The organism is Mycobacterium sp., from assembly GCF_965230835.1.
Classification (GTDB): domain Bacteria; phylum Actinomycetota; class Actinomycetes; order Mycobacteriales; family Mycobacteriaceae; genus Mycobacterium.
Map to the genome: position 1 here is coordinate 2,657,046 of NZ_CBDDLW010000002.1, position 23,604 is coordinate 2,680,649.

Annotated in this window: 21 protein-coding genes, 1 tRNA gene and 3 pseudogenes; 13 read left to right on the forward strand and 12 right to left on the reverse strand. The window is 62.7% G+C overall.

All coding sequences use genetic code 11. The features are described from left to right. Positions 1-119: 119 nt before the first annotated feature. Positions 120-710, reverse strand: coding sequence for a DJ-1/PfpI family protein (locus tag ACO07W_RS12575; protein WP_421843604.1), 591 nt, complete (start codon positions 708-710; stop codon positions 120-122). Between the two features lie 358 nt (positions 711-1,068). Here ACO07W_RS12575 and ACO07W_RS12580 point away from each other — a divergent pair, with 358 nt between their 5' ends. Further along, positions 1,069-1,599 (forward strand): GNAT family N-acetyltransferase, encoded by a 531-nt coding sequence (locus ACO07W_RS12580; RefSeq protein ID WP_421843606.1) that lies wholly within the window; start codon positions 1,069-1,071, stop codon positions 1,597-1,599. Between the two features lie 134 nt (positions 1,600-1,733). Here ACO07W_RS12580 and ACO07W_RS12585 read toward each other — a convergent pair. The 4 genes from ACO07W_RS12585 to ponA2 all read right to left on the reverse strand — a co-directional run bounded on the left by ACO07W_RS12585 (position 1,734) and on the right by ponA2 (position 6,424). After that, positions 1,734-1,807: transfer RNA gene (locus tag ACO07W_RS12585), tRNA-Pro, on the reverse strand. 61 nt (positions 1,808-1,868) lie between these two features. Further along, positions 1,869-2,975: a PLP-dependent cysteine synthase family protein gene (locus tag ACO07W_RS12590; protein ID WP_421843608.1), complete on the reverse strand. Its 1,107-nt coding sequence runs from the start codon at positions 2,973-2,975 to the stop codon at positions 1,869-1,871. Continuing rightward, complete coding sequence (locus ACO07W_RS12595) at positions 2,972-3,931, reverse strand: metallophosphoesterase (RefSeq protein ID WP_421843610.1); 960 nt, start codon at positions 3,929-3,931, stop codon at positions 2,972-2,974. The genes ACO07W_RS12590 and ACO07W_RS12595 overlap by 4 nt, the downstream gene beginning before the upstream one ends. 66 nt (positions 3,932-3,997) lie before the next feature. Then, entirely contained in the window at positions 3,998-6,424 is a 2,427-nt protein-coding gene (gene ponA2, locus ACO07W_RS12600; protein WP_421843612.1) for a transglycosylase/D,D-transpeptidase PonA2, read from the reverse strand. Between the two features lie 376 nt (positions 6,425-6,800). On the opposite strand from ponA2, the gene ACO07W_RS12605 reads away from it, so the two are divergent. Continuing rightward, complete coding sequence (locus tag ACO07W_RS12605) at positions 6,801-7,157, forward strand: WhiB family transcriptional regulator (RefSeq protein WP_421843614.1); 357 nt, start codon at positions 6,801-6,803, stop codon at positions 7,155-7,157. 146 nt (positions 7,158-7,303) lie between these two features. Here ACO07W_RS12605 and ACO07W_RS12610 read toward each other — a convergent pair whose 3' ends face one another. Next, complete coding sequence (locus ACO07W_RS12610; RefSeq protein ID WP_421843616.1) at positions 7,304-8,464, reverse strand: ArsA family ATPase; 1,161 nt, start codon at positions 8,462-8,464, stop codon at positions 7,304-7,306. Beyond that, positions 8,461-9,483 (reverse strand): ArsA-related P-loop ATPase, encoded by a 1,023-nt coding sequence (locus tag ACO07W_RS12615; protein ID WP_421845965.1) that lies wholly within the window; start codon positions 9,481-9,483, stop codon positions 8,461-8,463. Before ACO07W_RS12615 ends, ACO07W_RS12610 begins: the two co-directional genes overlap by 4 nt. Before the next feature lie 119 nt (positions 9,484-9,602). On the opposite strand from ACO07W_RS12615, the gene ACO07W_RS12620 reads away from it, so the two are divergent. From ACO07W_RS12620 to ACO07W_RS12640, 5 genes and pseudogenes are all read left to right on the forward strand, one after another. Then, positions 9,603-9,764 (forward strand): hypothetical protein, encoded by a 162-nt coding sequence (locus ACO07W_RS12620; RefSeq protein ID WP_421843618.1) that lies wholly within the window; start codon positions 9,603-9,605, stop codon positions 9,762-9,764. A 13-nt stretch (positions 9,765-9,777) separates the two neighbouring features. Beyond that, positions 9,778-10,245 carry a RidA family protein gene (locus tag ACO07W_RS12625; RefSeq protein WP_421843620.1) on the forward strand — a complete coding sequence of 156 codons (468 nt, stop codon included), beginning with the start codon at positions 9,778-9,780 and terminating at the stop codon, positions 10,243-10,245. Between the two features lie 5 nt (positions 10,246-10,250). Then, positions 10,251-10,598 (forward strand): annotated as a pseudogene (locus tag ACO07W_RS12630) (MBL fold metallo-hydrolase); the annotation flags it as partial. Between the two features lie 122 nt (positions 10,599-10,720). Beyond that, positions 10,721-11,995 (forward strand): annotated as a pseudogene (locus ACO07W_RS12635) (IS256 family transposase). Between the two features lie 61 nt (positions 11,996-12,056). Beyond that, positions 12,057-12,506 (forward strand): annotated as a pseudogene (locus ACO07W_RS12640) (MBL fold metallo-hydrolase); the annotation flags it as partial. A 21-nt stretch (positions 12,507-12,527) separates the two neighbouring features. On the opposite strand, the gene crp reads toward ACO07W_RS12640, so the two are convergent. Both crp and ACO07W_RS12650 read right to left on the reverse strand, forming a co-directional pair. After that, a complete protein-coding gene (gene crp / locus ACO07W_RS12645; RefSeq protein ID WP_421843622.1) occupies positions 12,528-13,202 on the reverse strand; it encodes a cAMP-activated global transcriptional regulator CRP in 675 nt (224 codons plus the stop codon). 124 nt (positions 13,203-13,326) lie between these two features. Further along, entirely contained in the window at positions 13,327-13,722 is a 396-nt protein-coding gene (locus tag ACO07W_RS12650) for a hypothetical protein (protein WP_421843624.1), read from the reverse strand. Positions 13,723-13,811: 89 nt separating this feature from the next. On the opposite strand from ACO07W_RS12650, the gene nth reads away from it, so the two are divergent. The 4 genes from nth (at position 13,812) to marP (ending at position 17,354) form a co-directional block, all read left to right on the forward strand. Then, positions 13,812-14,564 (forward strand): endonuclease III, encoded by a 753-nt coding sequence (gene nth, locus ACO07W_RS12655; RefSeq protein WP_421845966.1) that lies wholly within the window; start codon positions 13,812-13,814, stop codon positions 14,562-14,564. A 110-nt stretch (positions 14,565-14,674) separates the two neighbouring features. After that, a complete protein-coding gene (locus ACO07W_RS12660) occupies positions 14,675-15,316 on the forward strand; it encodes a TlpA family protein disulfide reductase (RefSeq protein WP_421843626.1) in 642 nt (213 codons plus the stop codon). A 77-nt stretch (positions 15,317-15,393) separates the two neighbouring features. Beyond that, positions 15,394-16,155 carry an NUDIX hydrolase gene (locus ACO07W_RS12665; protein ID WP_421843628.1) on the forward strand — a complete coding sequence of 254 codons (762 nt, stop codon included), beginning with the start codon at positions 15,394-15,396 and terminating at the stop codon, positions 16,153-16,155. Between the two features lie 5 nt (positions 16,156-16,160). Continuing rightward, complete coding sequence (gene marP, locus ACO07W_RS12670; protein ID WP_421845967.1) at positions 16,161-17,354, forward strand: acid resistance serine protease MarP; 1,194 nt, start codon at positions 16,161-16,163, stop codon at positions 17,352-17,354. Here the strand turns inward: marP and ACO07W_RS12675 are convergent. Beyond that, on the reverse strand, positions 17,347-18,336 hold the full coding sequence (locus ACO07W_RS12675) for an alpha/beta fold hydrolase (protein WP_421843630.1): 990 nt from the start codon (positions 18,334-18,336) through the stop codon (positions 17,347-17,349). The two genes, marP and ACO07W_RS12675, sit on opposite strands and share 8 nt — an antisense overlap. Continuing rightward, a complete protein-coding gene (locus ACO07W_RS12680) occupies positions 18,337-18,858 on the reverse strand; it encodes a phage holin family protein (RefSeq protein WP_421843632.1) in 522 nt (173 codons plus the stop codon). It abuts the gene before it with no gap. 224 nt (positions 18,859-19,082) lie between these two features. Between ACO07W_RS12680 and ACO07W_RS12685 the strand changes: the two genes are divergently transcribed. Next, positions 19,083-19,778, forward strand: a complete 696-nt coding sequence (locus ACO07W_RS12685; protein ID WP_421845968.1) for a serine protease — start codon at positions 19,083-19,085, stop codon at positions 19,776-19,778. A gap of 52 nt (positions 19,779-19,830) precedes the next feature. Here the strand turns inward: ACO07W_RS12685 and acs are convergent, their stop codons facing one another. Next, a complete protein-coding gene (gene acs, locus ACO07W_RS12690; RefSeq protein ID WP_421843634.1) occupies positions 19,831-21,795 on the reverse strand; it encodes an acetate--CoA ligase in 1,965 nt (654 codons plus the stop codon). 164 nt (positions 21,796-21,959) lie between these two features. Between acs and ACO07W_RS12695 the strand changes: the two genes are divergently transcribed. Next, entirely contained in the window at positions 21,960-23,603 is a 1,644-nt protein-coding gene (locus ACO07W_RS12695; RefSeq protein WP_421843636.1) for a peptide ABC transporter substrate-binding protein, read from the forward strand. Position 23,604 lies beyond the last annotated feature (1 nt).

The following is a 23,604-nucleotide window of genomic DNA, read 5'->3' on the forward strand; positions in this document are numbered from 1 at the left end:
GTCCAAGAGTGGCTTAGCCATTTTCGTACACCGATCTGTAGTGCGAGCTCAAACAACATGTACGCCTGTCGCTCAGCCGAGCGATGTGGCGTGTGCACCGGCTCGGCGCTGGACCGTGTTTACACCGGGGGCGACGGGTCATATTGGATGTATCGCCGGATTTCGCGCGCGCGGTTGGTGCCAGCGAGTCGGGCGATTAGATGCAACGCCATATCGATGCCCGCTGACACCCCTGCGGCGGTAATGATGTCGCCATCATCGACAAACCGCTCACCGCGGCGCACGTCTATCGTCGGATCGATGTCGCCGAGTCGGTCCAACGCGGCCCAGTGGGTTGTCGCTGAGCGGTTAAAGAGCAGGCCAGCGGCTGCATAGACCAGCGAGCCGGTGCACACGCTGGTCATCAGGGGAACGACGGCGCGTTGTTGGCGAACCCATTCCAAATGGGTGTCGTCATTTAACTGGGGGCGGGTGCCCTGCCCGCCGGGATATAGCAGCACCTCAAATGGCGGCGCGTCGGCGAAGGAGCATTGGGACTGGATTACCAGTCCCTTGGCGCACTGCACTAAGCCACCCGAGTGGGACAAGCATGAGACGGTATAGCCATCTTCGGGAAACTGGCGAGCCCACGTTGATAGCACCTCCCAGGGGCCGATCGCGTCGAGTTCTTCCACTTCGGAGAACAACACGATTCCAATGTGCTTAGCCATCTGGGTAGTCCTTATGTTCGGCAACGCGGTCGGTCCATGTTCTCGACGGGCCATGCCGTCGAAGAATCTGAGGACTTCGTTGACTAGGGGCTCGTCTTGGCTGTGCTAGGTGATGATGATGGTGTCTCGTTCGTTAGACGCCTTCGACGACGAACCGAAGCCCAGGAATTCGCCGTAACGCTTAGGTCGTCGACCGCGCGCTGCCGCTCATTCACGCTCCCATTTTAGGGGCCGTTACATCTTTGCCGAGCTGACCGATTTCGCGTGGACCGGGGTTAATCAGACGGTGTCACGCGTTGGCGTCGAAAAGCGGTGGCGATAATCGTGTGCTACTGCCGATACTGCTGTGGTGGTCTGTGTGCGCGAAGCGGTGGTCGATGACGCGATGGCTGTTGCGCAGGTCCATGTCCGATCCTGGCAGCAGAGCTATCGCGGACTTATCGATCAGGACTATCTGGATGCCCTGCGTCCTGAAGACAGCGCAAGCCGATACGGGTTTGGTGATCCGCACGGCCCGCGCACCATGGTTGCCGTCGATAGCGAAACCGTATGCGGACATGTGACCATTGGCCAGGCGCGGGATGCAGACGTCGCGGATACTGGCGAGGTCTGGTCGTTGTACGTGGATCCGTCGCGTTGGGGGGCGGGGATCGGCCGGATACTGATCGACGCTGGCTGTGGGCATTTGCGTCAAGCTGGTTACCGTCACGCTTCTTTGTGGGTGCTCTCGGAGAACATGCGGGCTCGCCGCTTTTATGAACTGGCCGGATGGTGGCCCGACGGACACGATCGCATCGACATCATCGGTGGCGGTTCCGTCCGTCAAGTCAGATATCGGACCGATTTGTATAGGCAGAGAAGAGACACCCAAACCGAGGCATCCAATTGAGAGGAACGGCTTGCTGCTGAAGTGTTGGCTGGGGTAAGGCCGGGAGCGGTCCTTGCGTAGGGAGGACTGAGTGCGTGGCGATGAACCGCTACGGTCCGCTTCGCCCCGAACCTATGGGTCGCTTGAAGTGTGAGTCGGGGTGGCGGGATTCGAACCCACGGCCTCTTCGTCCCGAACGAAGCGCGCTACCAAGCTGCGCCACACCCCGCTTCAAGCCACGACAGCCTATCGCACCGGCCCGTTGAGTAGCCAAACCGCGGCGTCACCCATCAGGTCCACCGGCAGGAACGTTCGAATTCACCCAGGGCATGGGTGGGGCCGGTCGGATCGAGCCCTTGGGCACTGACCCATTCGTCGCTGAAATACGTGTCGGCATAGCGGTCGCCGCTGTCGGCGAGCAAGGTGACCACCGAACCGCTGCGGCCTGCCGCGACCATCTCTGCGAGCAGACCAAACGCTCCCCACAGGTTGGTGCCTGTCGAAGGCCCTACGCGCCGTCCTAGGACGGCACTCACATGGCGCGCGGCTGCGATCGACGCCGCATCGGGGACAGCAACCATGCGGTCGACCACCCCCGGCAAAAACGACGGCTCAACGCGCGGTCGACCGATGCCCTCGATGCGCGACGACGTCGGCATGACAATGTCGTACCGGCCTTCGGCGTATGCGGGATAAAACGCGGAATTCTCAGGGTCGACCACGCACAATCGCGTCGCGTGCCGCCGGTAGCGGATGTAGCGACCGATGGTCGCGCTGGTTCCGCCGGTACCGGCGCCCACCACGATCCATTCCGGGACCGGGTGCGTCTCGTCACGCATTTGTTCAAAGATCGACTGGGCGATGTTGTTATTGCCGCGCCAGTCGGTTGCGCGCTCCGCGTTGGTGAATTGGTCGAGGTAGTGTCCGGAGGTCTGCTCCGCGATACGCTCGGCCTCGGCGTATACCTGGCTCGACTTGTCCACGAAATGGCAGCTACCGCCTTGTGCTTCAATCAACGCCACTTTCGAGGCGCTGGTAGCCGCTGGCATAACCGCGATGAACGGGAGGCCCAGAAGGGCCGCGAAGTAGGCTTCGGACACCGCAGTTGAGCCGGACGACGCCTCGATTACCGTGGTGCCCTCGCCGATCCATCCGTTGCACAGTGCATAGAGGAACAACGAGCGTGCTAGCCGGTGTTTGAGGCTGCCGGTGATGTGGGTCGTCTCGTCTTTGAGGTACAGCTCTACATTGACTTCTGTGCACCAAGCGGACGGCAGCGGATAGCGAAGTAGGTGGGTATCGGCGCTGCGATGGGAATCTGCCTCGATCAGCCGAATTGCGTTGTCCACCCAGTCTCGGGCTTGGCTGCGGACTGTGATGTGGGTCTGATCGTTCAATGAACCGAAGCCGTTGGCTGTGAACGGCCGAGGTCGCTGCTGGAATCCCGGTCGCCCATCGGGCTGGCGACCAGTGTCAGCAAGGTTGCTTCGGGACGACAGCAGAATCGGACCGGTGCAAACGGTGAGGTACCGATCCCGGCGGAGACGTGTAGCCCCATGTCCGAACCCCACCGCGACGCCCCCTTCGCTCGGGAGCGATCGAGGCCGCAGTTGGTCACCAGGGCTCCGTAGAACGGCAGGCACAGCTGCCCGCCGTGGGTGTGGCCGGCTAGCACTAGTTGATAGCCATCGGCGGCGAAGCGATCCAACACCCGTGGCTCCGGGGAATGGGTCAGGCCCAGCCGCAGGTTCGCGGCGGGGCTGGCCGGACCGGCAACCGTCTCGTACCGGTCCCGATCGATGTGTGGGTCGTCGACGCCCGCGGCCGCGATGTGCAACCCGGCGACCTCAAATTCGCGGCGGGTGTGGGTAAGGTCGAGCCATCCGCGCTCGGTGAACGCCGCCCGCAGATCCTGCCACGGCAAAGGTTCGCCGCGGACACGGTGGCTCGGGTTGGTCAGATAGTTCATCGGGTTCTTCAGACGTGGTCCGAAGTAGTCGTTGCTGCCGAAGACGAACACCCCGGGCCGGGAAAGTAGCTCGCCGAGGCTTTGGACAACCGCGGGCACCGCCTTGGGATGCGCCAGATTGTCGCCGGTGTTGACCACCAAGTCGGGCTCCCAGCTGGCCAGCTCGCGCAGCCACGCCTGCTTGCGGCGCTGGTTGGGCAGCATGTGCACATCACTGAGATGCAGTACTCGCAACGGTGTCGATCCTGGCGTCAAGACGGGCATAGTCACCTCGCGCAGGACGAAGGCGTTGCGCTCGACGAGCGATGCGTAACCGATCCCGGCGAGGGCCGAACCCATGGCGACAGCGCCGGTGCGTAGCAAGACGGGCAAGACATCAGCCATATACGCAGCCTACTGTGGGGGGTCGGCCGGGCGCGCGTCTCGTTCGTCACAGCGCCGTTGCCGGTGCTACGGAGGCGGCGGCGGTAGTGGCGGTGGGGGCAGCAACGGGATAGTGATCGGCGGCAGACCCGGAATCTCGACGACCTGCGATCCGACCGGCGCTGGTGGCGCCCCCTCGGGCGGAGGCGGCGGAGGCGGCGGGATTCCGTTGCTGATTTTGATCGTCACGATCGAACCCGGAATGGTTTGTCCGCTCGGTGACGTGCCGACCACTTGGCCGTACTTTGATGTGCTGTTGACCAGGTTGGGTTTGTTGGCCACCTGGAAACCCGCGTCTTTTAGGCGCTTTCGCGCCGCGTCTACGTCCAGACCGGCCACACTCGGTACCCGGGAACCGGGTGCACCCTCGACATAGCGGGGATTGGTCGGTGGCAACTTCACCGCGCCGAACTTGTCGGCGATCGGTTTCAACGCGGTAAACCAGGTGCGGGCCGGCTCGTTGCCGCCGTACAAGTTGCCGTCGCTGCAATGGCGCAGTGGGGTAGAGCACAGATCAGTAGGAGAGCTGGAGTCGTCGTAGATGTAGCTGGCAGCCGCATAGTGGTTGGTGAAGCCGACGAAGCCGGAGGAGCGGTGGGCCTCGGTGGTGCCGGTTTTTCCGGATACCGGCAGTTTCCAGCCCGCAGCGCTGGCCGAACCCGATGCTGTGCCACCAGCCACGGCATCCTTGCTCATTGCGTTGGCCAAGGTGTTTGCCAGGCCTTTCGGGACCACTTGATCGCAGGTCTCGGTTGTTACGGCGACCTCGTTGCCGTTCCGGTCGATCAGCTTGTCGATAGGGTTCGGCGGGCACCAGACCCCCCCGGACGCGAGGGTCGCCGCGACATTGGACAGTTCCAGAGCGTTCACTTCAATGGGGCCCAGGGTGAACGAACCGATGTTCTGTCGTTTGACGAAGTCGGCGAGGCTCTCGTTGCTGTCGGGGTTGTAGTCGCGGGCGGTACCCGGATTGGCGTACGACCTCAACCCGAGTTTGATGGCCATGTCTACCGTAGGTCCGACGCCGACTTGTGAGATCAGCTTGGCGAAAGCCGTGTTTGGCGAGGTAGCCAGCGCTTTCGTCACGCTCATTGAATCGCCGTACTTACCGGCATTGATCACACACCAGGTCGCTTTGGGGCACCCCTTGGCCCCGCCGCTGCCGAGGCCCTTGGCCTCGAAACGGGGCGGCACATCGAGTTGGGCGTTGATGCCCATCCCCATCTGGAGTGCGGCAGCTGTCGTGAAAATCTTGAAGATCGACCCGGCGCCATCGCCGACCAGGGAAAACGGCTGGGGTCGCATTGTTTCGCCGGCTTCGAGGTCTAGCCCGTAGCGGCGGTTGCTGGCCATTGCTAGCACTTGGTGCGACTTCTTGCCCGGTTTGATCACGCTCATCACGCTGGAGATGCCGTCGAGGTCCGGGCTGGCGAATTCATCGATTCCCGCTTTCACCGGAACCTGCACGTCTGGGTCCAGCGTGGTGCGGATGAGAAAACCGCCCTTGGCGACTTGGTCCTTACTTATTCCAGCGTGAGACAAATACGCCTGAACGTAGTCGCAGAAAAATGCGCGATCTCCCGCAGCGATGCAGCCGCGAGGCAACTCGTTGGGCTGCGGCAGTATCCCCAGTGGTTGGGCCTTGGCGGCGCGCAGCTCGTCGGCATCTTGCGGAAGGTTTTCGATCATGGTGTCCAGTACCACGTTGCGTCGCGCCAACGCGCCGTCTGGATTGGTGTACGGGTTGAGTGAGCTGGTCGACTGAACCATCCCGGCTAGCAGCGCGGCCTGCTGCCAATTCAGGTCGATCGCATTCACGCCGAAGTAAGTCTGCGCCGCGTCCTGTACGCCGAAAGAGTTGTTGCCGAAGGACACCAGGTTTAGGTATCGGGTCAGGATCTCAGGTTTGGTGAAGGTCTTGTCCAAGGTGAGTGCCATACGGATCTCGCGCAGCTTGCGCGCCGGTGTGGTCTCGACGGCGGCGCGCTTCTCCGCATCGGTTTGAGCGGTCACCAGCAGCTGGTAGTTCTTCACATACTGCTGTTCGATGGTCGAACCGCCGCGGGTGTCAAGGTCGCCGGACGCGTAACCGGCCAGCCCGGTCAGGGTGCCTTTCCAGTCCACGCCGTTGTGTTCGGCAAACCGTTTGTCCTCGATGGAAACGATTGCCAGCTTCATGGTGTTGGCGATCTTGTCGCTGGGCACTTCGAATCGGCGTTGCGAATACAGCCAGGCGATTGTGTTGCCCTTTGCATCGACCATGGTCGACACTGCCGGCACGTCCCCTTCGAGAAGCTGAGCCGAACCGTTGGCGACCACCTCGGACGCGCGATTGGACATCAGTCCCAGCCCGCCGGCCAACGGAAACATCAGTGCGGCGGCCACGACGCTGGCGAGAAAGCAGCACCCGGCAAGCTTCAAGAGGGTAAGAACTGCCGGGGGGCGCTCGGACATGCGTACAACAGTAGCGATCGATGATCTGGCTGCCGCGCCCTTCGGCCCAAAAAAACTTCAATCGGCGGTCATTTCTCTCGCGACCGACGGGCGAAGCGATATTTTCGGTCGCGTCACAGGTCAGGGCCCATAAACGGGATCAAGTCGATACGCCGCAAACGGCTCGTGAAGGCGAGACGGCACGCGCGTCCCAAAAATATCGTTATCGGAGTGTTGCGCAATTGGCACCTGACGACCTACCTTATATCTCACAGTGAGATTCAGGTAACACCGATGTGCACAATGTGGCGTAGTTCGCAGCGTAGCGCAGTCCGCAGCATCGGCTGTACCCGAGGAGGGCGGTCGCCGATTGCGACCGAGAGGAAGGGATCAGCTCGTGTCAGGAACACGTCCGTCGGCTAGGCGGACCAACCTAACGATCGCAAACAACGTAGTCAGCAGTGCCGACGCCGAGGAGCGCATCGCCTGGGTATCCAAGGCGCTGTGCCGAACCACTGATCCAGACGAATTATTTGTCCGAGGGGCCGCGCAGCGCAAGGCCGCGGTCATCTGCCGACACTGCCCGGTGATGCAGGAGTGCGGTGCAGATGCCCTGGACAACAAAGTCGAGTTTGGTGTGTGGGGTGGAATGACCGAACGCCAGCGCAGGGCGCTGCTGAAAGAGCATCCCGAGGTAGTCTCCTGGTCGGAGTACTTCGAGAAGCGTAAACGCCGCACCGGCACCGCCGGCTAGTTTGGTCGCTACTGTTTGCATACCGCCTGTGGCCTAGTGCCCAGGTCGGGTATCTCCTGCCGTTTCTTACTGACTGCAGTCACAATCGTGCAGCCCTGAATCTCCTCCCAGCACGTGCCTTCCGGAACCCGAATTTGGCTGGCTCCTCAGCGGGCCGCAACTGGCTCCGCATCGTCGCCCGCCGATGTGATCTGATCCGCCAACGCGCGTAGTGCCTCCAGATCGGAGACATCGAATGGCAGCGACGGTACTCCGATGACTGGTACATGGTGGTTGGCCCCGGTGAACCGGGATAACAGCCGGATCTCGCGCTTGGCGGTCTGTGCCCGCTCAGCATGGATCCGCAATACAGCTTTCGCCAGTGGCGCGGTCGCCGAGTCGGCGGTACTGGCTTCCAACGTTTCGACTGCGTCTATCGCCCGTTCCGCGGGCAACGCACACAGCATCGGGTGGGTGCGGTTCAAGACGAGTCCCGCTAGCGGCATGCTTTCCTGCGAAAGCCGGTCCACAAAGAAGGACGCCTCGCGCAATGCGTCGGGTTCGGCCGCTGACACCACCACAAACTGCGTTCCTCGCCGTTTCAGTAGCGCGTAGGTGCGATCTGCTTTCTCGCGGAAACCGCCGAATGTCGCGTCTAGGGATTGTACGAACGCGGCCGCATCTCCCAGCATCTGCGAACCCAACACCGTTGACAGCGCTTTCATTGCTAATCCCAGTGCGCCGGTTACTAGTCGGCCGATACCCCGGCTGGGTGCGAGTAGCAGCCGCCAAAGTCGGCTGTCCATAAAGCTGCCTAACCGTTTTGGCGCGTCCAAGAAGTCCAACGCATTGCGCGACGGAGGGGTGTCTACCACGATTAGGTCCCAACGGTCTTGCGCCAGCAGCTGTCCGAGCTTCTCCATGGCCATGTATTCTTGTGTACCGGCAAGCGAGGTAGCGACCGTTTGATAGAAATGGTTGTCTAAAATCGATTGTGCTCGTTCGTTTCCCGAATATTGGACCACCATTTCGTCAAATGTCCGGCGCATGTCAAGCATCATGGCGTGGAGCTCGCCGGGGACTTCGGGGGCTAGCGGTACACGCTGTGGTGAGTTGCCTAGATCGTTCACACCTAACGCCTGTGCCAGGCGTTTGGCTGGGTCAATCGTCAAAACGACCACCGTGCGGCCATATTCGGCCGCCCGCAACGCGATCGCGGCCGCCGTCGTGGTTTTCCCCACGCCGCCAGCGCCGCAGCACACCACCACGCGGTTAGAGGTGTCGGCGAGGATTGCCGCCATATCTAGGGTTTTCGGTGCGATACTCATCGAACTCCCTGCTGGGCAAGCGATTCCGACAGCTCGTACAGGCTGCCCAGATCGACTCCGTCGGAGATGGTTGGTAGCTCCAGTCGTGACACGTGCAACGCGTCAAGCTGCTGGGCGATCTCGGCGCGCGCGCTGATTCGAGCGGCATGGTGAATGGTCTCGGTCAGTAGGCCAGCAAAGTCGGCGTCGTCGAGCTCGATCCCAGCTAGAGCCAGTCCAGCTCGAACTGAATCCGCATCGACATCGCCCTCGGCCGCCTTTGTCAGATCGTGAGGTTCCAGATAGGCCGGAATATTGCGGTTTACTATCACACTGCCGATCGGCAGCTCCATGTCGGCGAGTTCCTCGATGGCTTCCAACGTTTCCTGCACCGGAAGCGCTTCCAACAGGGTCACCAGATGGATAGCGGTCTGGTCGGAATGGAGGAGCTTCACCACGCCTTCGCTCTGCGAGTGCACCGGTCCGCCCCGGGCTAGATCGGACACCGCCTTAGTGACGTCGAGAAAACGCGCTATGCGGCCAGTTGGCGGTGCATCGACAACGATCGCGTCGTATACCGGCAGCCGGTTCTTGTCGAGGCGTACCACCGATTCTTTGATTTTGCCGGTGAGTAACACATCGCGCAGGCCCGGCGCGATCGTTGTTGCAAACTCGATGGCGCCGATTCGACGCATCGCCCGCCCCGCGATACCGAGGTTGTAGAACATGTCCAGGTATTCCAGGAACGCGGCCTCGATGTCGATTGCCAGCGCGTTGACTTGGCCGCCGCGCTCGGCGGTCGCGATTTTGAGCTCCTCGTAGGGAAGGGGCGGCACGTCGAAGAGCTGCGCAATACCTTGACGCCCCTCGACCTCAACGAGTAGGACTTTTCGGCCCCCTGCTGCCAGGGACAGCGCCAGAGCCGCCGCAATCGTTGATTTTCCTGTACCGCCTTTTCCCGTTACAAAATGCAAGCGCGCCTTCGATAAGCGCGCGGGCCAGCCGACGGAACTACCGCCGCTAGATGTGTTTGCCACAATCGCATGCTAGCCCGACTGCCACGCGACTTGTGCCAACGGTAGGTCTGATTGCCGCGCGACTATCTGGCGGCGCAACGGGCTGGCGGGAGCCCGCCAAGTCCGACGGATAGGCTCGCGTCATGACCCAACCCACCCTCTGGGAGTATGCAACGGTTCCGCTGCTCACACATGCCACGAAACAGATTCTCGACCAATGGGGTGACGATGGCTGGGAACTGGTATCTGTGCTGCCCGGGCCCACTGGTGAGCAGCACGTCGCCTACCTAAAACGTCCGAAGTAGAAGGTGTGTGTCAATGAATGCTTCATCCTCCTGGAATTCACGGCTCGCGGAACTCGGTATCACGCTGCCGCCGGTGGCGGCGCCGCTAGCGGCCTACGTTCCGGCGGTCCGCACCGGCAACCTGGTTTATACGGCAGGTCAGTTGCCGCTTGACGCGGGGAAATTGGCCGGTACCGGCAAGGTCGGCGCCGAGGTCAGCCCGGAGCGGGGCAAGGCGATGGCTCGGTTGTGCGCGCTTAACGCGCTCGCAGCGGTGGACTCGCTGGTGGGCCTCGATGCAGTGATCCGCGTGGTTAAGGTTGTCGGGTTCGTCGCATCCGCACCGGGTTTCAATGGTCAGCCGGGCGTCATAAACGGAGCCTCCGATCTACTGTATGAGGTGTTTGGCGAAAGCGGAGCCCATGCCCGTTCAGCGGTCGGCGTCTCCGAGCTGCCGCTGGACGCTCCGGTGGAAGTGGAGCTGATCGTGGAGGTCGGCTAACGGCCATGTCCGAGATCGCCGAGCCGCTGAAGCATCCCGCATACGGCCAGCTGCGTGCGGTCACTGACACTGCGTCGGTCATGTTGGCCGACAATCCGGGGCTGTTGACGTTAGAGGGCACCAACACTTGGGTGCTGCGTGGCCCTCGGAGCGACGAGCTGGTCGTTGTCGACCCCGGGCCAGACGACGACGAGCACATTGCCCGGGTTGCTGCACTGGGCCGCGTTGAGCTGGTGTTGATCAGTCATCGGCATGGCGACCACACCGATGGCATCGACAAGCTGGTTGGGCTGACCGGTGCGCCGGTACGCGCCGTGGATCCGAAATTCCTGCGCGGCGATAGCGTGACGGTCGCGTCTCATCGCTGGTGTAAATGGTCACGGGCGTAGGTTCCGTCGCAACCGACGAAAGCTATGAAGGAGGGGCTACGCCCGTGACCAAGCGAGTATCGCCGATTGAGCGTGTGCGTGTTGAGATGGATCAGTTGTTCGCCGCGACCGAGCGGCCGTTGACCGAGATTTTGGAGGAGGTCGGGCGGTTATCGGTGCGTCTGGTGTTTCAGGTCGCCGTGGAGGCCGAGGTAGAAGCAGTGTTGGGCCGAGCCCGTCACCAGCGTCGGGTTCAGGACGGCCCGGGCGGGTACCGCAATGGGTATCAACCGCCGGCGACGGTGAAGACCACGATGGGCTCGGTCGAATTATGCCGCCCGAAACTACGCGACACCGACGAGCGGTTCTGTTCGCGGCTATTCGGTGCCGGGGTGACGCGCACCCACGCTCTGGAGGCGTTGGTGATTTCGGGATGGGTGCGCGGTTTGTCGGATCGCGACATCGAGGCCGCGTTGGCCGAGGTGCTGGGCTCGTAGGCGGCGTTGTCGCGCTCGACGGTGAGCCGGATTTGTGCGGCCATCAAAGACGAGTTCGCTGCGTGGTCGTCTCGACGCCTTGATGAGCTGGTGTTGGACTACCTGTTCTTGGATGCCTCGAACTTTCGGATGCATCCCAACGCCCCGGCCGAGCCGGTGCTGGCCGCCTGGGGCATCTGCACCGACGGCAAGCCCCTGTTTATTGGGCTGGCCCCAGCCGCAGCGGAGTCGGCTGATGCGTGGGCCGACTTCTTGGCTGACCTGAGGAACCGGGGACTACGCCCGCCGCTACTGGGCATCTCCGACGGGGCGCCGGGCCTGATCGCCGCATGGGAGACCACGTTTCCGGCAAGCCTGCGTCAGCGGTGTCTGATCCATCGCTGCCGTAACGTCATCGCCAAGACACCTGTCGCGGTCCAGGACGAGATCAAAGCCGCGTTCTGGTCGATCTTCGATGACATTGACCAGCCACCCGGCCAGCAGGCCGTGGATGAAGCCACCCGCCGCGCCGAGGAGTTCACCACCACATACCGCGGGCTCTACCCAGCCGCGGTCGCTTGCCTGGCCAACGACTTCGCCTCGCTGAGCGTGCATTTGCGCTTCCCCCGCCAACACTGGACACGCATCCGCCATTCCAACCTCATCGAACGCACCTTCGGAGAATCCCGTCGCCGGGTCAAGGTCATCGGCCGCCTACCCGGCGAAACCAGCTGTCTGTCGCTGGTATGGGCCGTCCTCGACCGCGCCAGCCGCGGCTGGCGCGGAGTCACCCAAACATCAGCGACCAGCCGCCACCTCCAAGAACTACGCCACCAACTGCTCGAGCCACCCCGCCCACTGCATCCCCCCACCACAACAACCACGACCGACACCACCGCCGCGTAACATGACCACCAGGAACATGCGCCCAGCGTTTTTACACCAGTCCTAAGACGCCACCAGCGTGACGCTGACCGATGGCGAAGTGATTGACGCGGCCGGATTGAAGATCACGGTGCTGGCGAGTCGTGGGCACACCGCCGACTCGGTGTCGTTCGTCCTCGATGACGCAGTGCTGACCGCGGACACCGTGCTGGGTCGTGGCACCACGGTCCTCGACAAAGACGATGGCAACCTCGCGGAATACTTGGACTCCCTGCATCGACTGCGCGGTCTGGGGCCGCGGATGGTGCTACCTGCGCACGGGCCCGAGTTAGCCGACCTCGAAGCCGTGGCGTCGAGATACCTGGCGCATCGGCACGAGCGATTGGAGCAGGTGCGTTCCGCGCTGCGGGATCTGGGCGACGACGCCACAATCCGCCAAATCGTTGAGCACGTCTACATTGATGTCGACGAGAAGCTTTGGGATGCGGCGGAATGGTCAGTACAGGCGCAGGTGGCTTACCTGCGGGGTTAAGTAGCGCTCGGTACGGAAGTGCTACCTTGCCCGGCGGGCGAGTCGTTCGGAGTCAGAGATCAGAACGCTCTTACCCTCAAGGCGAATCCAGCCGCGATGAGCGAAATCGGCCAGGGCTTTGTTGACGGTTTCCCGCGAAGCGCCCACGAGCTGGGCGATCTCCTCTTGAGTTAGGTCGTGGGTGACCCGCATCGCGCCACCTTCTTGAGTGCCGAACCGCTGGGCGAGCTGCAGCAGCTGTTTGGCCACGCGGCCGGGGACATCGGTGAAGATGAGGTCGGCCAGGTTGTTGTTGGTGCGGCGCAGTCGCCGGGCCAACACCCGCAGTAGCTGCTCGGCGATTTCGGGGCGATCGGCGATCCAAGCCCGCAGCGCATCGCGGTCCATCGACACCGCTCGAACCTCGGTGATCGTGGTCGCGCTGGAGGTTCGTGGCCCTGGGTCGAAGATCGACAATTCGCCGAACATGTCCGACGGGCCCATGATCGTCAGTAGGTTCTCCCGGCCGTCTGGTGAGCGGCGCCCGATCTTGACTTTGCCCGCGACTATGATGTATAGCCGATCACCCGGCTCGCCTTCAGCGAAAACCGTGTGTCCACGGGGAAAATCGACGGGTTGTAGCTGCCTGGTAAGCGCCGTGATAGCGCTGGGCTCAACCCCTTGGAAGATTCCTGCTCTTGCCAGGATCTCGTCCACGTTGCTTCTTCAGCTTTCCAACGAAGTGATATGGGCAGACCAAACCTCTGGCCAGCGTAGAGTCTACAGATAGGCCAATCGGCCCCACGATTCGTGCCCACGCTACGCACGATTCGTGCCCAAACTACACACGATTGGCCCGCCGGGCTGTCGTCAACTGGCGATTTGCCCACGCGGGGTCATATGCCCGGGTTGGCAACTCGGCCGTGTAGTGGTTGGTGAGGTGTGTGGCAAAGAACGGCTCGGTATGAGCCGCGTCTGTGTAGGAAGTGGGCGGCGGTGAATCGACGCGCTGCCGGCCGTGGCGTCGATGTAGGTAGTCCACCGCGTCCGGCATTCCCCCGCGAGCCAGCGTACGCACATCCACTGGCTCGGCCTGTTCGCAATCGTGGGCCGTCTCGGTCGCCGCGACTGTGTCGCCGGTAAGCGCCCTTTCCAACCGTCCTAGCCCAAGGGTCGTCAGCATCAACAACCCCGGAATGCAGCCCACCAGCAACCACGACACAGAAAGAGTAAACATGGCCAAGGTCTCAGCGGGATCACGAAATCAGTACTCTGTCGTAGGTGACTGCAGCGAGGTCGTCGGGGCGTTCTAGGTCAAAGTCAGCGATGCCCGCCGCCGGCCTTGCGAGGCGGTGGTCGGCCGAAACCCGAACGGGCTTGGTGCGACGGGCAAGGCGGATGAATCGCACATTGGCGCGGGCATTCCCACACGTCTACTGCGAGCTGGACTTCAGGTCGCCCCTTGAGCTAGCGGTGGCCACCATTCTTTCGGCGCAAAGCACCGACAAGCGGGTGAATTTGACGACACCGGCCTTGTTCGCGCGGTACCCCACGGCGCGCGACTATGCCCAGGCGGACCGCGTTGAGCTTGAGGAGATGATTCGCTCGACCGGCTTCTACCGCAACAAGGCGACTTCGCTCATCGGTCTGGGCCAGGCGTTGGTTGAGCGGTTCGACGGTGAGGTGCCGGCCACCATGGACGAGCTGGTAACTCTGCCCGGAGTGGGGCGCAAGACTGCCAATGTCATCCTGGGAAACGCATTCGATATTCCCGGAATCACCGTCGACACCCACTTCGGGAGATTGGCGCGGCGGTGGCGTTGGACGGTCGAGGAAGACCCCGTCAAGGTGGAGCACGCGGTTGGTGACCTGATTGAACGCAAGGAGTGGACGCTGCTGAGCCACCGAGTGATCTTCCACGGTCGCAGGGTGTGCCATGCCCGCAAACCGGCGTGTGGTGTGTGCGTGCTGGCCAAAGACTGTCCCTCCTTCGGGTTGGGGCCGACTGAACCGCTGTTGGCCGCGCCGCTGGTTCAGGGCCCGGAGACCGAGCACCTGCTGGCCCTGGCTGGGCTTTAGCACCGGAGTCACACAAACGTGAAGCTGGCCTCACGCGTGAGCCTGGGTGTAAAGCTAACTTTGGGCTCGTTTCACCTCAGGAAACCCGCGTTGGGTCCGCCATGAAGACCATGACCAGAAGCGCCCGCTGGACCATCACGATCCTGGCCTTGGTCGCGGTTTTGGTGGCGGCGTTGGTCGCCGAACTGGGCGCAAACTCGGAGCCGAACGCCACGACCCAGACACCGGCTCAGCGTGAACATCGCGACGCGGACACCCCGGCTGCCCTAGCTGAGCCCCGCGAGCGTGCGGATTTACCGCCGTGTCCCGTCTCGGCTGGCGGTGGTTCCAGCTCGGCGGCCCTACATGGCGTGGTGGTGGAATGCGCGGCCGACGGATCGGCTGTCGATGTGGCCCGCGCCCTGTTTGGGCGTCGGGTGATCATCAATTTATGGGCGTACTGGTGCGAGCCGTGCATCGCCGAATTGCCCGCCATGGCCGAATATCAGCGGCGGGTCGGGCCCAAGGTGATGGTCGTGACGGTACATCAAGACGAAAACGAGACGGCTGCGTTGCTGCGGTTGGCCGATCTTGGCGTTCGGCTGCCGACGCTGCAGGATGGTCGTCGACGGGTGGCGGCGGCGCTGCGGGTTGCGAATGTGATGCCCGCGACGGTGGTGCTACGGCCGGACGGTAGCGTTGCCCAAACCCTGCTGCGGGTTTTCGACTCAGCCGACCAGATCGGGGCTGCGGTGGGAAACGAGGCCGGATGAGAGCCCGCTCGGCGACGATGCGGGCAGCGGGGGCGGCCCCATGAGGAGACGCGCAATATCGAGGCAGGGAGTCGCCGGTGAATGCAGCATTGGCCCTGACGCCTGACGTCGGTCCGTCCTGGCTGCGTCCGCTGGTCGACAATGTTGGTGCGATACCTGATGCGTACCGGCGTCGGCTGCCGGTGGATGTGCTGGCGATGGTCACGGCGGCCACGGCGAAGGCATCGATACGGGGCGACGGCCGCGAGGCGGCCGTATTGGTGCTGTTTTCCGGTCCGGACTCGGCGTCTTCGGAACGCGTCCCGCATGATGCTGACCTGCTGTTGACCGTGCGGGCATCGACATTGCGGCACCATGCCGGTCAGGCGGCGTTCCCTGGGGGCACATCCGATCCCGGCGATGACAGCCCGGTCGCCACTGCGTTACGAGAGGCGCGCGAGGAAACGGGAATCGATGTCGGGAGGTTGCATCCACTGGCCACTCTGGAGCGGACGTTCATTGCCCCGTCCCGGTTCCACGTTGTCCCGGTGTTGGCCTACTCGCCGGACCCGGGCCCGGTAGGCGTCGTCGACGAGGCCGAGACGGCGCTGGTGGCGCGGGTGCCGGTGCGCGCTTTCATCAATCCGGCGAATCGGCTCATGGTGTACCGGCGCACTTTCAGCCGGCGCCTCGCCGGCCCGGCGTTTCTGTTGAACGAGATGCTGGTGTGGGGATTCACTGGCCAGGTGATTTCTGCCGTGCTTGACGTCGCGGGCTGGGCGGAACCCTGGGACACCACCGATGTCCGCGAACTGGACGAGGCGATGGTGCTGGTTGGCGACCAGGGTGGGTCACGATGAATTCGATGACCCCGTCGCAGTGGTTGGACATCGCGGTTTTGGCGGTGGCCTTTATCGCAGCCATTTCCGGCTGGCGGTCAGGGGCTTTGGGCTCGATGCTGTCGTTTGTCGGTGTGCTGTTGGGTGCCGTTGCCGGCGTGCTGCTTGCGCCGCACATTGTCAGCTATATCAATGTTCCGCGAGCCAAACTATTCGCCGCGTTGTTCTTGATCCTGGCGTTGGTCGTCGTCGGTGAGGTTGCCGGGGTGGTGCTTGGGCGGGCAGTTCGTGGTGCAATCCGCAGCCAGCCGATCCGGTTTGTCGACTCGGTCATCGGGGTGGGCGTGCAGCTTCTGGTTGTACTCACCGCAGCCTGGCTATTGGCGACGCCACTGACACAATCGAAAGAGCAGCCAGAGTTGGCTGCTGCGGTGCGCGGTTCACGGGTGCTCGCTCAGGTCAACGAGGTGGCGCCAACATGGCTGAAGACGGTGCCGAAGCGGCTGTCAGCGTTGCTGAACACTTCGGGCTTGCCCACGGTTTTGGAACCGTTCAGTCGCACGCCGGTGATTCCGGTTGCTTCGCCTGACCCAGCTTTGGTCAATAACCCGGTGGTGGTGGCGGCGCAGCCGAGCGTCGTCAAGATCCGCAGCCTGGCGCCTAGCTGCCGGAAAGTGTTGGAGGGCAGCGGGTTCGTCGTTTCGCCTAATCGCGTAATGACAAACGCTCATGTGGTGGCTGGATCCAGCAGCGTCGCGGTTTACGCCAGCGGCAAGCCCCTTGATGCCACCGTGGTGTCCTACGACCCCTTGGTCGACATCGCGATCCTGGCTGTGCCGAACTTGCAGCCAGAGCCTCTCTTGTTCGCCGAAAGCCAGGCGAAGACCGGTGCCAGTGTTGTGGCACTGGGTTATCCCGGTGGCGGCAACTTCACGGCGACACCCGCCAGGATTCGAGAGGCCATCAGACTTAGTGGTCCGGACATCTATCGGGACCCGCAGCCGGTTACCCGCGACGTGTACACCATCAGAGCCAATGTGGAGCAAGGTGATTCGGGCGGGCCGTTGATCGATCTCAACGGTCGTGTGCTCGGCGTGGTGTTCGGTGCAGCCGTCGACGACGTCGACACCGGTTTCGCCCTGACGGCCGCCGAGGTGGCCGGCCAGCTCTCCAAGATTGGCGCCAACACCCCGGTGCCCACTGGATCTTGCGTCAGCTGAGTGGGGAACCGTGTACTTGCTCGAAGAACCGCGTTAAGTGGCGATTGACTTCGTCGGGGGCTTCTTCGTGGCTGAAATGACCTGCGCCGGAAACAGATACGTACCGGCCGTGGGGTGCGTAGCGCTGAGTGCGTTCGACGGGGTCGGCCAGTACGTAGGGGTCGGCGTCTCCGCGTAGGTGCAAGATGGGGATGCCGGGGCGCTGGTTCATCGACTTCATAAAGCGTCGGCCTTCGTCCCGCAGTTGGCTACGAACTGCCCAGCGTTGGTACTCAAGCGCGGAGTGCGCGGCTGCCGGGATCTGGATCGCCTGCCGCAAATAGCTGACAGTTTGCGAGAAGTCTTCGGAAGCAACCCATTTTGCGCAGCCGCGGCTGCGCAGCAGGCGTTCGATCTCAGCCCCGCTATGCCGGGTGAGGAGTCGCTCTGGCCAGATTGGCACCTGGTACCGAAGCAACGTCGGCAGCAGCGCTCGGCCCTGATCGCGCCGCATCAGCGTGGATCGGCGTAACGCGGCCGGGTGGGGCGAGCTGATAAGCGCAATGGCGCGGACCAGACGTGAATGCAGCAGTGCGGTGGTCCAGCAGGCCAGGCCGCCCTCGGCGTGACCGACCAGCGTCGCAGACGAATGGCCGAGCGCGCGGATGAGCCCGGCGGTGTCGCCGGCCAGCGTCCAGCCGTCGTACCCGCGGGGTGGTTTGTCGCTGCCGCCGTAGCCGCGCAGATCAACCGCGACTACCCGTGCCCCGGTAAGGTCGCGTAGTTGATGGCGCCAGGACCACCAGAATGACCCGAAACCGTGCAGCAGGATGATTAGCGGTCGCGCTGTGGCCGGCTCGGCGGAGGGTTTGTTCGGCGCCGCGACAACAGGCTGGTCGGACCGCATCGCCTCGACGACATGAAAACGGATGCCGTTAGCGTGCACGTCCAGATGGCGCCATGGCCCGGCGATACGGGTCACGGACGGATCTGGTGCTGCCATCTACCAACCCGAGGGATCGGTCGGCGTCTTGCAGTCGGACACGATGGTCTGATGTTTGGTGGCGGTGGCCTTGTCGTGGCCCGGCGTAAAGGCGGTGCGTGTCTCCTTGACAGATTCAATAGTCTGGCGCGGTCCTCGGATCCGGCGGACTTTCAGAAATCCCAACAGGGCCAGCAACCCGGTGACCACGACCATGATGGCGAACACGATCAGGAACGCCACCCACCGCCATAGCCAACTGTCCAGCAGTTCGGCGAGGAAGAAGAAGAAAAAGAAGGTGGAGTAGAACAGCACCACAAGCGCGGAGATGAAGAAAATGCTCCCGGTCAGACCCTTCTTGACATCTCGGGTGATCTCGGCTCGGGCTAGTTCGACCTCGGCGCGGACCAGCGTCGAAATCTGCGTTGTCGCGTCTTTGATCAGGTCACCGACCGAGGGTTCGGCCGGTCCGGCGTGCGGATCAGTCAACGGAATCGTCGTCAGCGTGCTGGGCACACCGTTTTTGCGATCAGCAGTGCTCACAGAGGGTCCTCTCGATTCTCCGTCGTCGCGGTTTATGTTGCCATGCGGTGCGGCACCATAGGAGATCAGTCGAACACTATGGGCCAGCAAGCTGAATTTGTCGGGGAAATTGGCATGAGTTATTCGTGTTCGACGCGATTTCGGTAGCAATCGACCCGCTGGGCGATCATCTAGACTGGCGCATCTGTGCCCCGATGTCCGACCACGTGACGGGAGGATCTGCCGTGCAGATGGCGACTCGGTGTTTCGCCGTGGGCGTCGCCGCGCTTCTAGCATTTGTGTTGCTACCCGCAGCGGCCTCGACTGCTGCCGACGCAGTCCCCATGGGTGGCGGTGCGGGCATCGTGGTCAACGAGGACGCACTGTGCACCCTGACCGCTATTGGCCACGACAAGACCGGTGCTTTGATCGGCTTTACCTCAGCGCATTGCGGGGGTCCGGGTGCTCGGGTTGCGGCGGAGGGCGCGGAGGATAAGGGCCCAGTGGGCACCATGGTGGCCGGCAATGAGGGCCTCGATTACGCGGTGATCGAGTTTGATCCGGCCAAGGTAACGCCGGTTGCCAATTTCAACGGCTTCGCGATCAATGGCATTGGCCCGGAACCGGCTTTCGGGCAAATAGCCTGCAAGCAGGGTCGCTCGACAGGCAACTCGTGCGGCGTCACCTGGGGGCGCGGCCAGAATCCGGGCACCATCGTCATGCAGGTCTGTGGGGGTCCTGGTGATTCGGGGGGACCGGTCACCGTGAACAATCTGCTGGTCGGGATGATCCACGGCGCTTTCAGCGACAACCTGCCCAGCTGTGTCATCAAATACATACCGCTGCACACCCCGGCAGTTGTGATGTCGATGGGTGCGATCCTTGCCGATATCGACAGTAAGAACCGCCCGGGAGCCGGATTCGTCCCGCTACCCGCCTGATCGGCGCACCCGGCAGCAGGCGAGCGCGGTGCCAGCGGTTGGCTGCCACTGCCTACCTTGCACCCCGGATGGCGTCGAAAACGGAGGGATCGAGCAGGGTCGAGGTGTCGCCTAATTCCCGGTTCTCGGCGATATCGCGAAGCAGTCTCCGCATGATCTTGCCGCTTCGGGTCTTGGGCAGCTCCGGCACCACATGGACATCCCGAGGTTTTGCGATGGGCGAGATGGTTCGGGCCACTTCGGCGCGCAACTCCTCGCTGGTTCGGTCGTGTGGGACGTAGTTGGCGAGCATGACGACGAACGCGCAGACGGCTTGACTGGTGGTGTCGTCGGCAACCCCGACCACCGCGGCCTCGGCAACCCCGGCGTGGGCGACCAGCGCCGATTCCACCTCGGCAGTGGAGATCCGGTGCCCCGACACATTCATTACGTCGTCGATGCGACCCAGCACCCAGACTGCGCCGTCGGAGTCGATTCGAGCCCCGTCTCCAGCGAAGTAATACCCTTTGTCGGCGAACTTCGACCAGTAGGCGTGGTAGTAGCGGGCCGGGTCGCCCCAGATGCCGCGCAGCATGGACGGCCACGGCTGGTCCAAGACTAGGTACCCGGTGACGTGTTCGACTCCCTTGCTGTCCGACTGCAGAGGATCGCCATGGTCATCGACGATCTTGGCTGAGATTCCCGGCAGCGGCGCCATCGCTGAGCCGGGTTTGGCCGCGGTGACTCCGGGCAGCGGCGAGATCATCGCCGAGCCGGTTTCGGTCTGCCACCAGGTGTCCACTATCGGGGAACGTCCGGCACCGATCACATCGTGGTACCAACGCCAGGCTTCGGGGTTGATGGGCTCGCCGACTGACCCCAGCAGCCGAAGGCTGGACAGATCATGGGTGTCGGGGACCTCACGGCCCCACTTCATAAATGTCCGAATCAGAGTGGGCGCGGTGTAGTAAATCGTAACGCCGTACTTATCGATGATCTGGAAATGTCGGTGCTGATCTGGTGTATCGGGCGTGCCCTCATAGAGAACTTCGGTGATCCCGCTCGATAGCGGCCCGTAGACGCCGTACGTGTGCCCGGTGACCCAGCCGATATCGGCAGTGCACCAAAATATGTCGCTGTCCGGTTTGACGTCGAAAATAGTGTGCATCGTGTACGAGCTCTGGCATAGATACCCGCCGCTGGTATGGACGATGCCCTTGGGCTTGCCGGTAGTGCCCGATGTGTACAACAAGAACAGCGGATGTTCGGCGTCAAACGATTGGGCGGCGTGTTCGGGCGCCGCGGAATCGACCACATCGTGCCACCACAGGTCGCGGTCAGCTCGCCAAGACACATCAATTCCGGTCCGCCGCACCACCAGAACATGCTCGATGGAGCTAGCCGAGCCATCCGCGTTCGGTGCCACCGCCTCGTCAGCGGCGTCTTTGAGTGGTACGGGCTTGCCTCGCCGAAACTGCCCGTCGCTGGTTATCAGCAGTTTGGCCTGCGCGTCTGCGATCCTGGCGCGCAATGCGGTCGCGGTGAAACCGCCGAACACCACGCTGTGCATGATTCCGAGTCGCGCGCAGGCCAGCATTGCGATGACGGCCTCAGGGATGAGCGGCAAGTAGATCGCGACGCGGTCCCCGGCGACCAGACCGAGCTCGGTCAGCGCGTTCGCGGCCTTGCAGACCTGGGTCTGCAGATCCGAATAGGTCAGGGTGCGGTGGTCGTGCGAAGGCTCGCCCTCCCAGTGGATGGCGACTCGATCCCCGTGGCCCGCTTCGACGTGGCGATCCACGCAGTTGTAGGCGACGTTGAGCTTGCCGCCCACGAACCACCGGGCGAAGGGAGCGTCGGACCAGTCCAGCACCTGGGTGAACGGGGTCGCCCAAGACAGCCGCCTGGCTTGCTTGGCCCAAAAGGCCAGCCGGTCCTGCTCTGCTTCGCGGTACAGCTCTATGTTGGCGTTGGCCTGCTCAGCGAACTGCGCCGACGGCGGATACGACGCCGGGCTTTCGGGGTTGGTGGCAGTCACCGTTGTGTCTCCTATGTCAGGGTGTTCGGCGAGACTGGTCGTGCTCGCTGCCTCGTCAACAGCAGAGAGCCTAGTCACCGACCCGGCGCGGCCGTCACCATCTTGGACGCCGACACCAAGCCGGGGAAGCCGGACCCTGTCTGACTGGCGCGGCGGAAGGCCCTATGGTCGCTCTCATGCATCGCATGCGGGCCGTGCTGCCTGCCATAGCAGCGGGATTGTTGGTTCTCGCGTCGGTGTCCGGCTGCGGAGGCGGGGTGCTCAGTCCCGACCTGGTGGTGGTCAACGGTGGCGAGCCACCCAACCCGCTGGTTCCGACCGGCACCAATGACAGTAACGGTGGCCGGATCTTGGATCGGCTGTTCGCTGGTCTGGTGTCCTACGATGCCACTGGTAAACCATCACCAGAGGTCGCCCAGTCGATCGAGACCACTGACCACGTCAACTACCGGATCACTCTCAAACCCGACTGGAAGTTCACCGACGGCTCGCCAGTGACGGCCCATTCGTTTGTCGACGCGTGGAATTACGGAGCGTTGGGTGCCAATGCCCAACTGCAGCAGAGCTTCTTCAGCCCGATCGAGGGCTTCGATGACGTAGCTGGCCCGACCAGCGGACGAGGCGTCACCACGATGTCTGGATTGCACGTGGTCAATGATCTTGAATTCACTGTGCGTCTTAAGGCTCCGACCATCGATTTCACGCTGCGACTGGGCCACAGCTCGTTCTACCCGCTGCCGGTAGTGGCATTCCGGGACATGGCCGCCTTCGGCGACCACCCGATTGGTAACGGCCCCTACAAACTTGACGACGATGAGCGACGTCTCGACGGACCGGCTTGGGAGCACAATGTCAAAATCGATCTGGTGCGCAATCCCGAATATCATGGCAATCGGAAACCCCGCAACAAAGGCCTGCGGTTCGAGTTTTACGCCAATCTGGATACAGCCTATTCGGACCTGCTGTCCGGCAATCTCGATGTCCTAGACACGATTCCGCCGAGCGCATTGCCGGTCTACCAGCGTGACCTAGGCGACGATTCCACCAGCGGGCCCGTGGCAATAAACCAGAGTCTCGACACTCCGCTGCGGTTGCCGCATTTCGGTGGCGAGGAAGGTCGGCTGCGCCGGCTGGCATTGTCGGCTGCGATCAATCGTTCGCAGATCTGCGAACACATCTTTGTCGACACCCGGACTCCCGCTCGCGATTTCACTGCCCGAGCGCTACCGGGATTCGACCCCCACTTGCCAGGCAACGACACATTGGACTTCGACCCCGACCGGGCTCGGCGGCTCTGGGCGCAAGCCAATGGGATCTCAAAGTGGAGTGGGCAATACGCAATCGCCTACAACGCCGACAGCGGTCATCGGGAGTGGGTGGACGCGGTCGCGAATAGTATTAAGAATGTTCTGGGTATCGACGCGGTCGGCGCACCGCAACCTACCTTTGCCGGGTTTCGGACTCAGATTACGAACCGCACTATCGACAGTGCTTTTCGCTCCGGATGGCAGGGTGACTATCCGTCGATGATCGAATTCCTGGCCCCGCTGTACGCGACCGGGGCGGGGTCCAACGATGTCGGATACTCCAGCCCGGAGTTTGATGCGGCGATGTCGGCGGCCGAGGCTGCGCCCAGTTTGTCGGAGGCGAATGTGCTGGCCAACGCCGCCCAGCGAATTTTGTTTCACGACATGCCCGCTATTCCGCTATGGGACAACGTAGCCGTCGTCGGGTGGTCGTCTGAAGTCAGCAACGTCACGGTCACGTGGAATGGGCTGCCCGACTACGAGAATATTGTCAAGGAGTGAG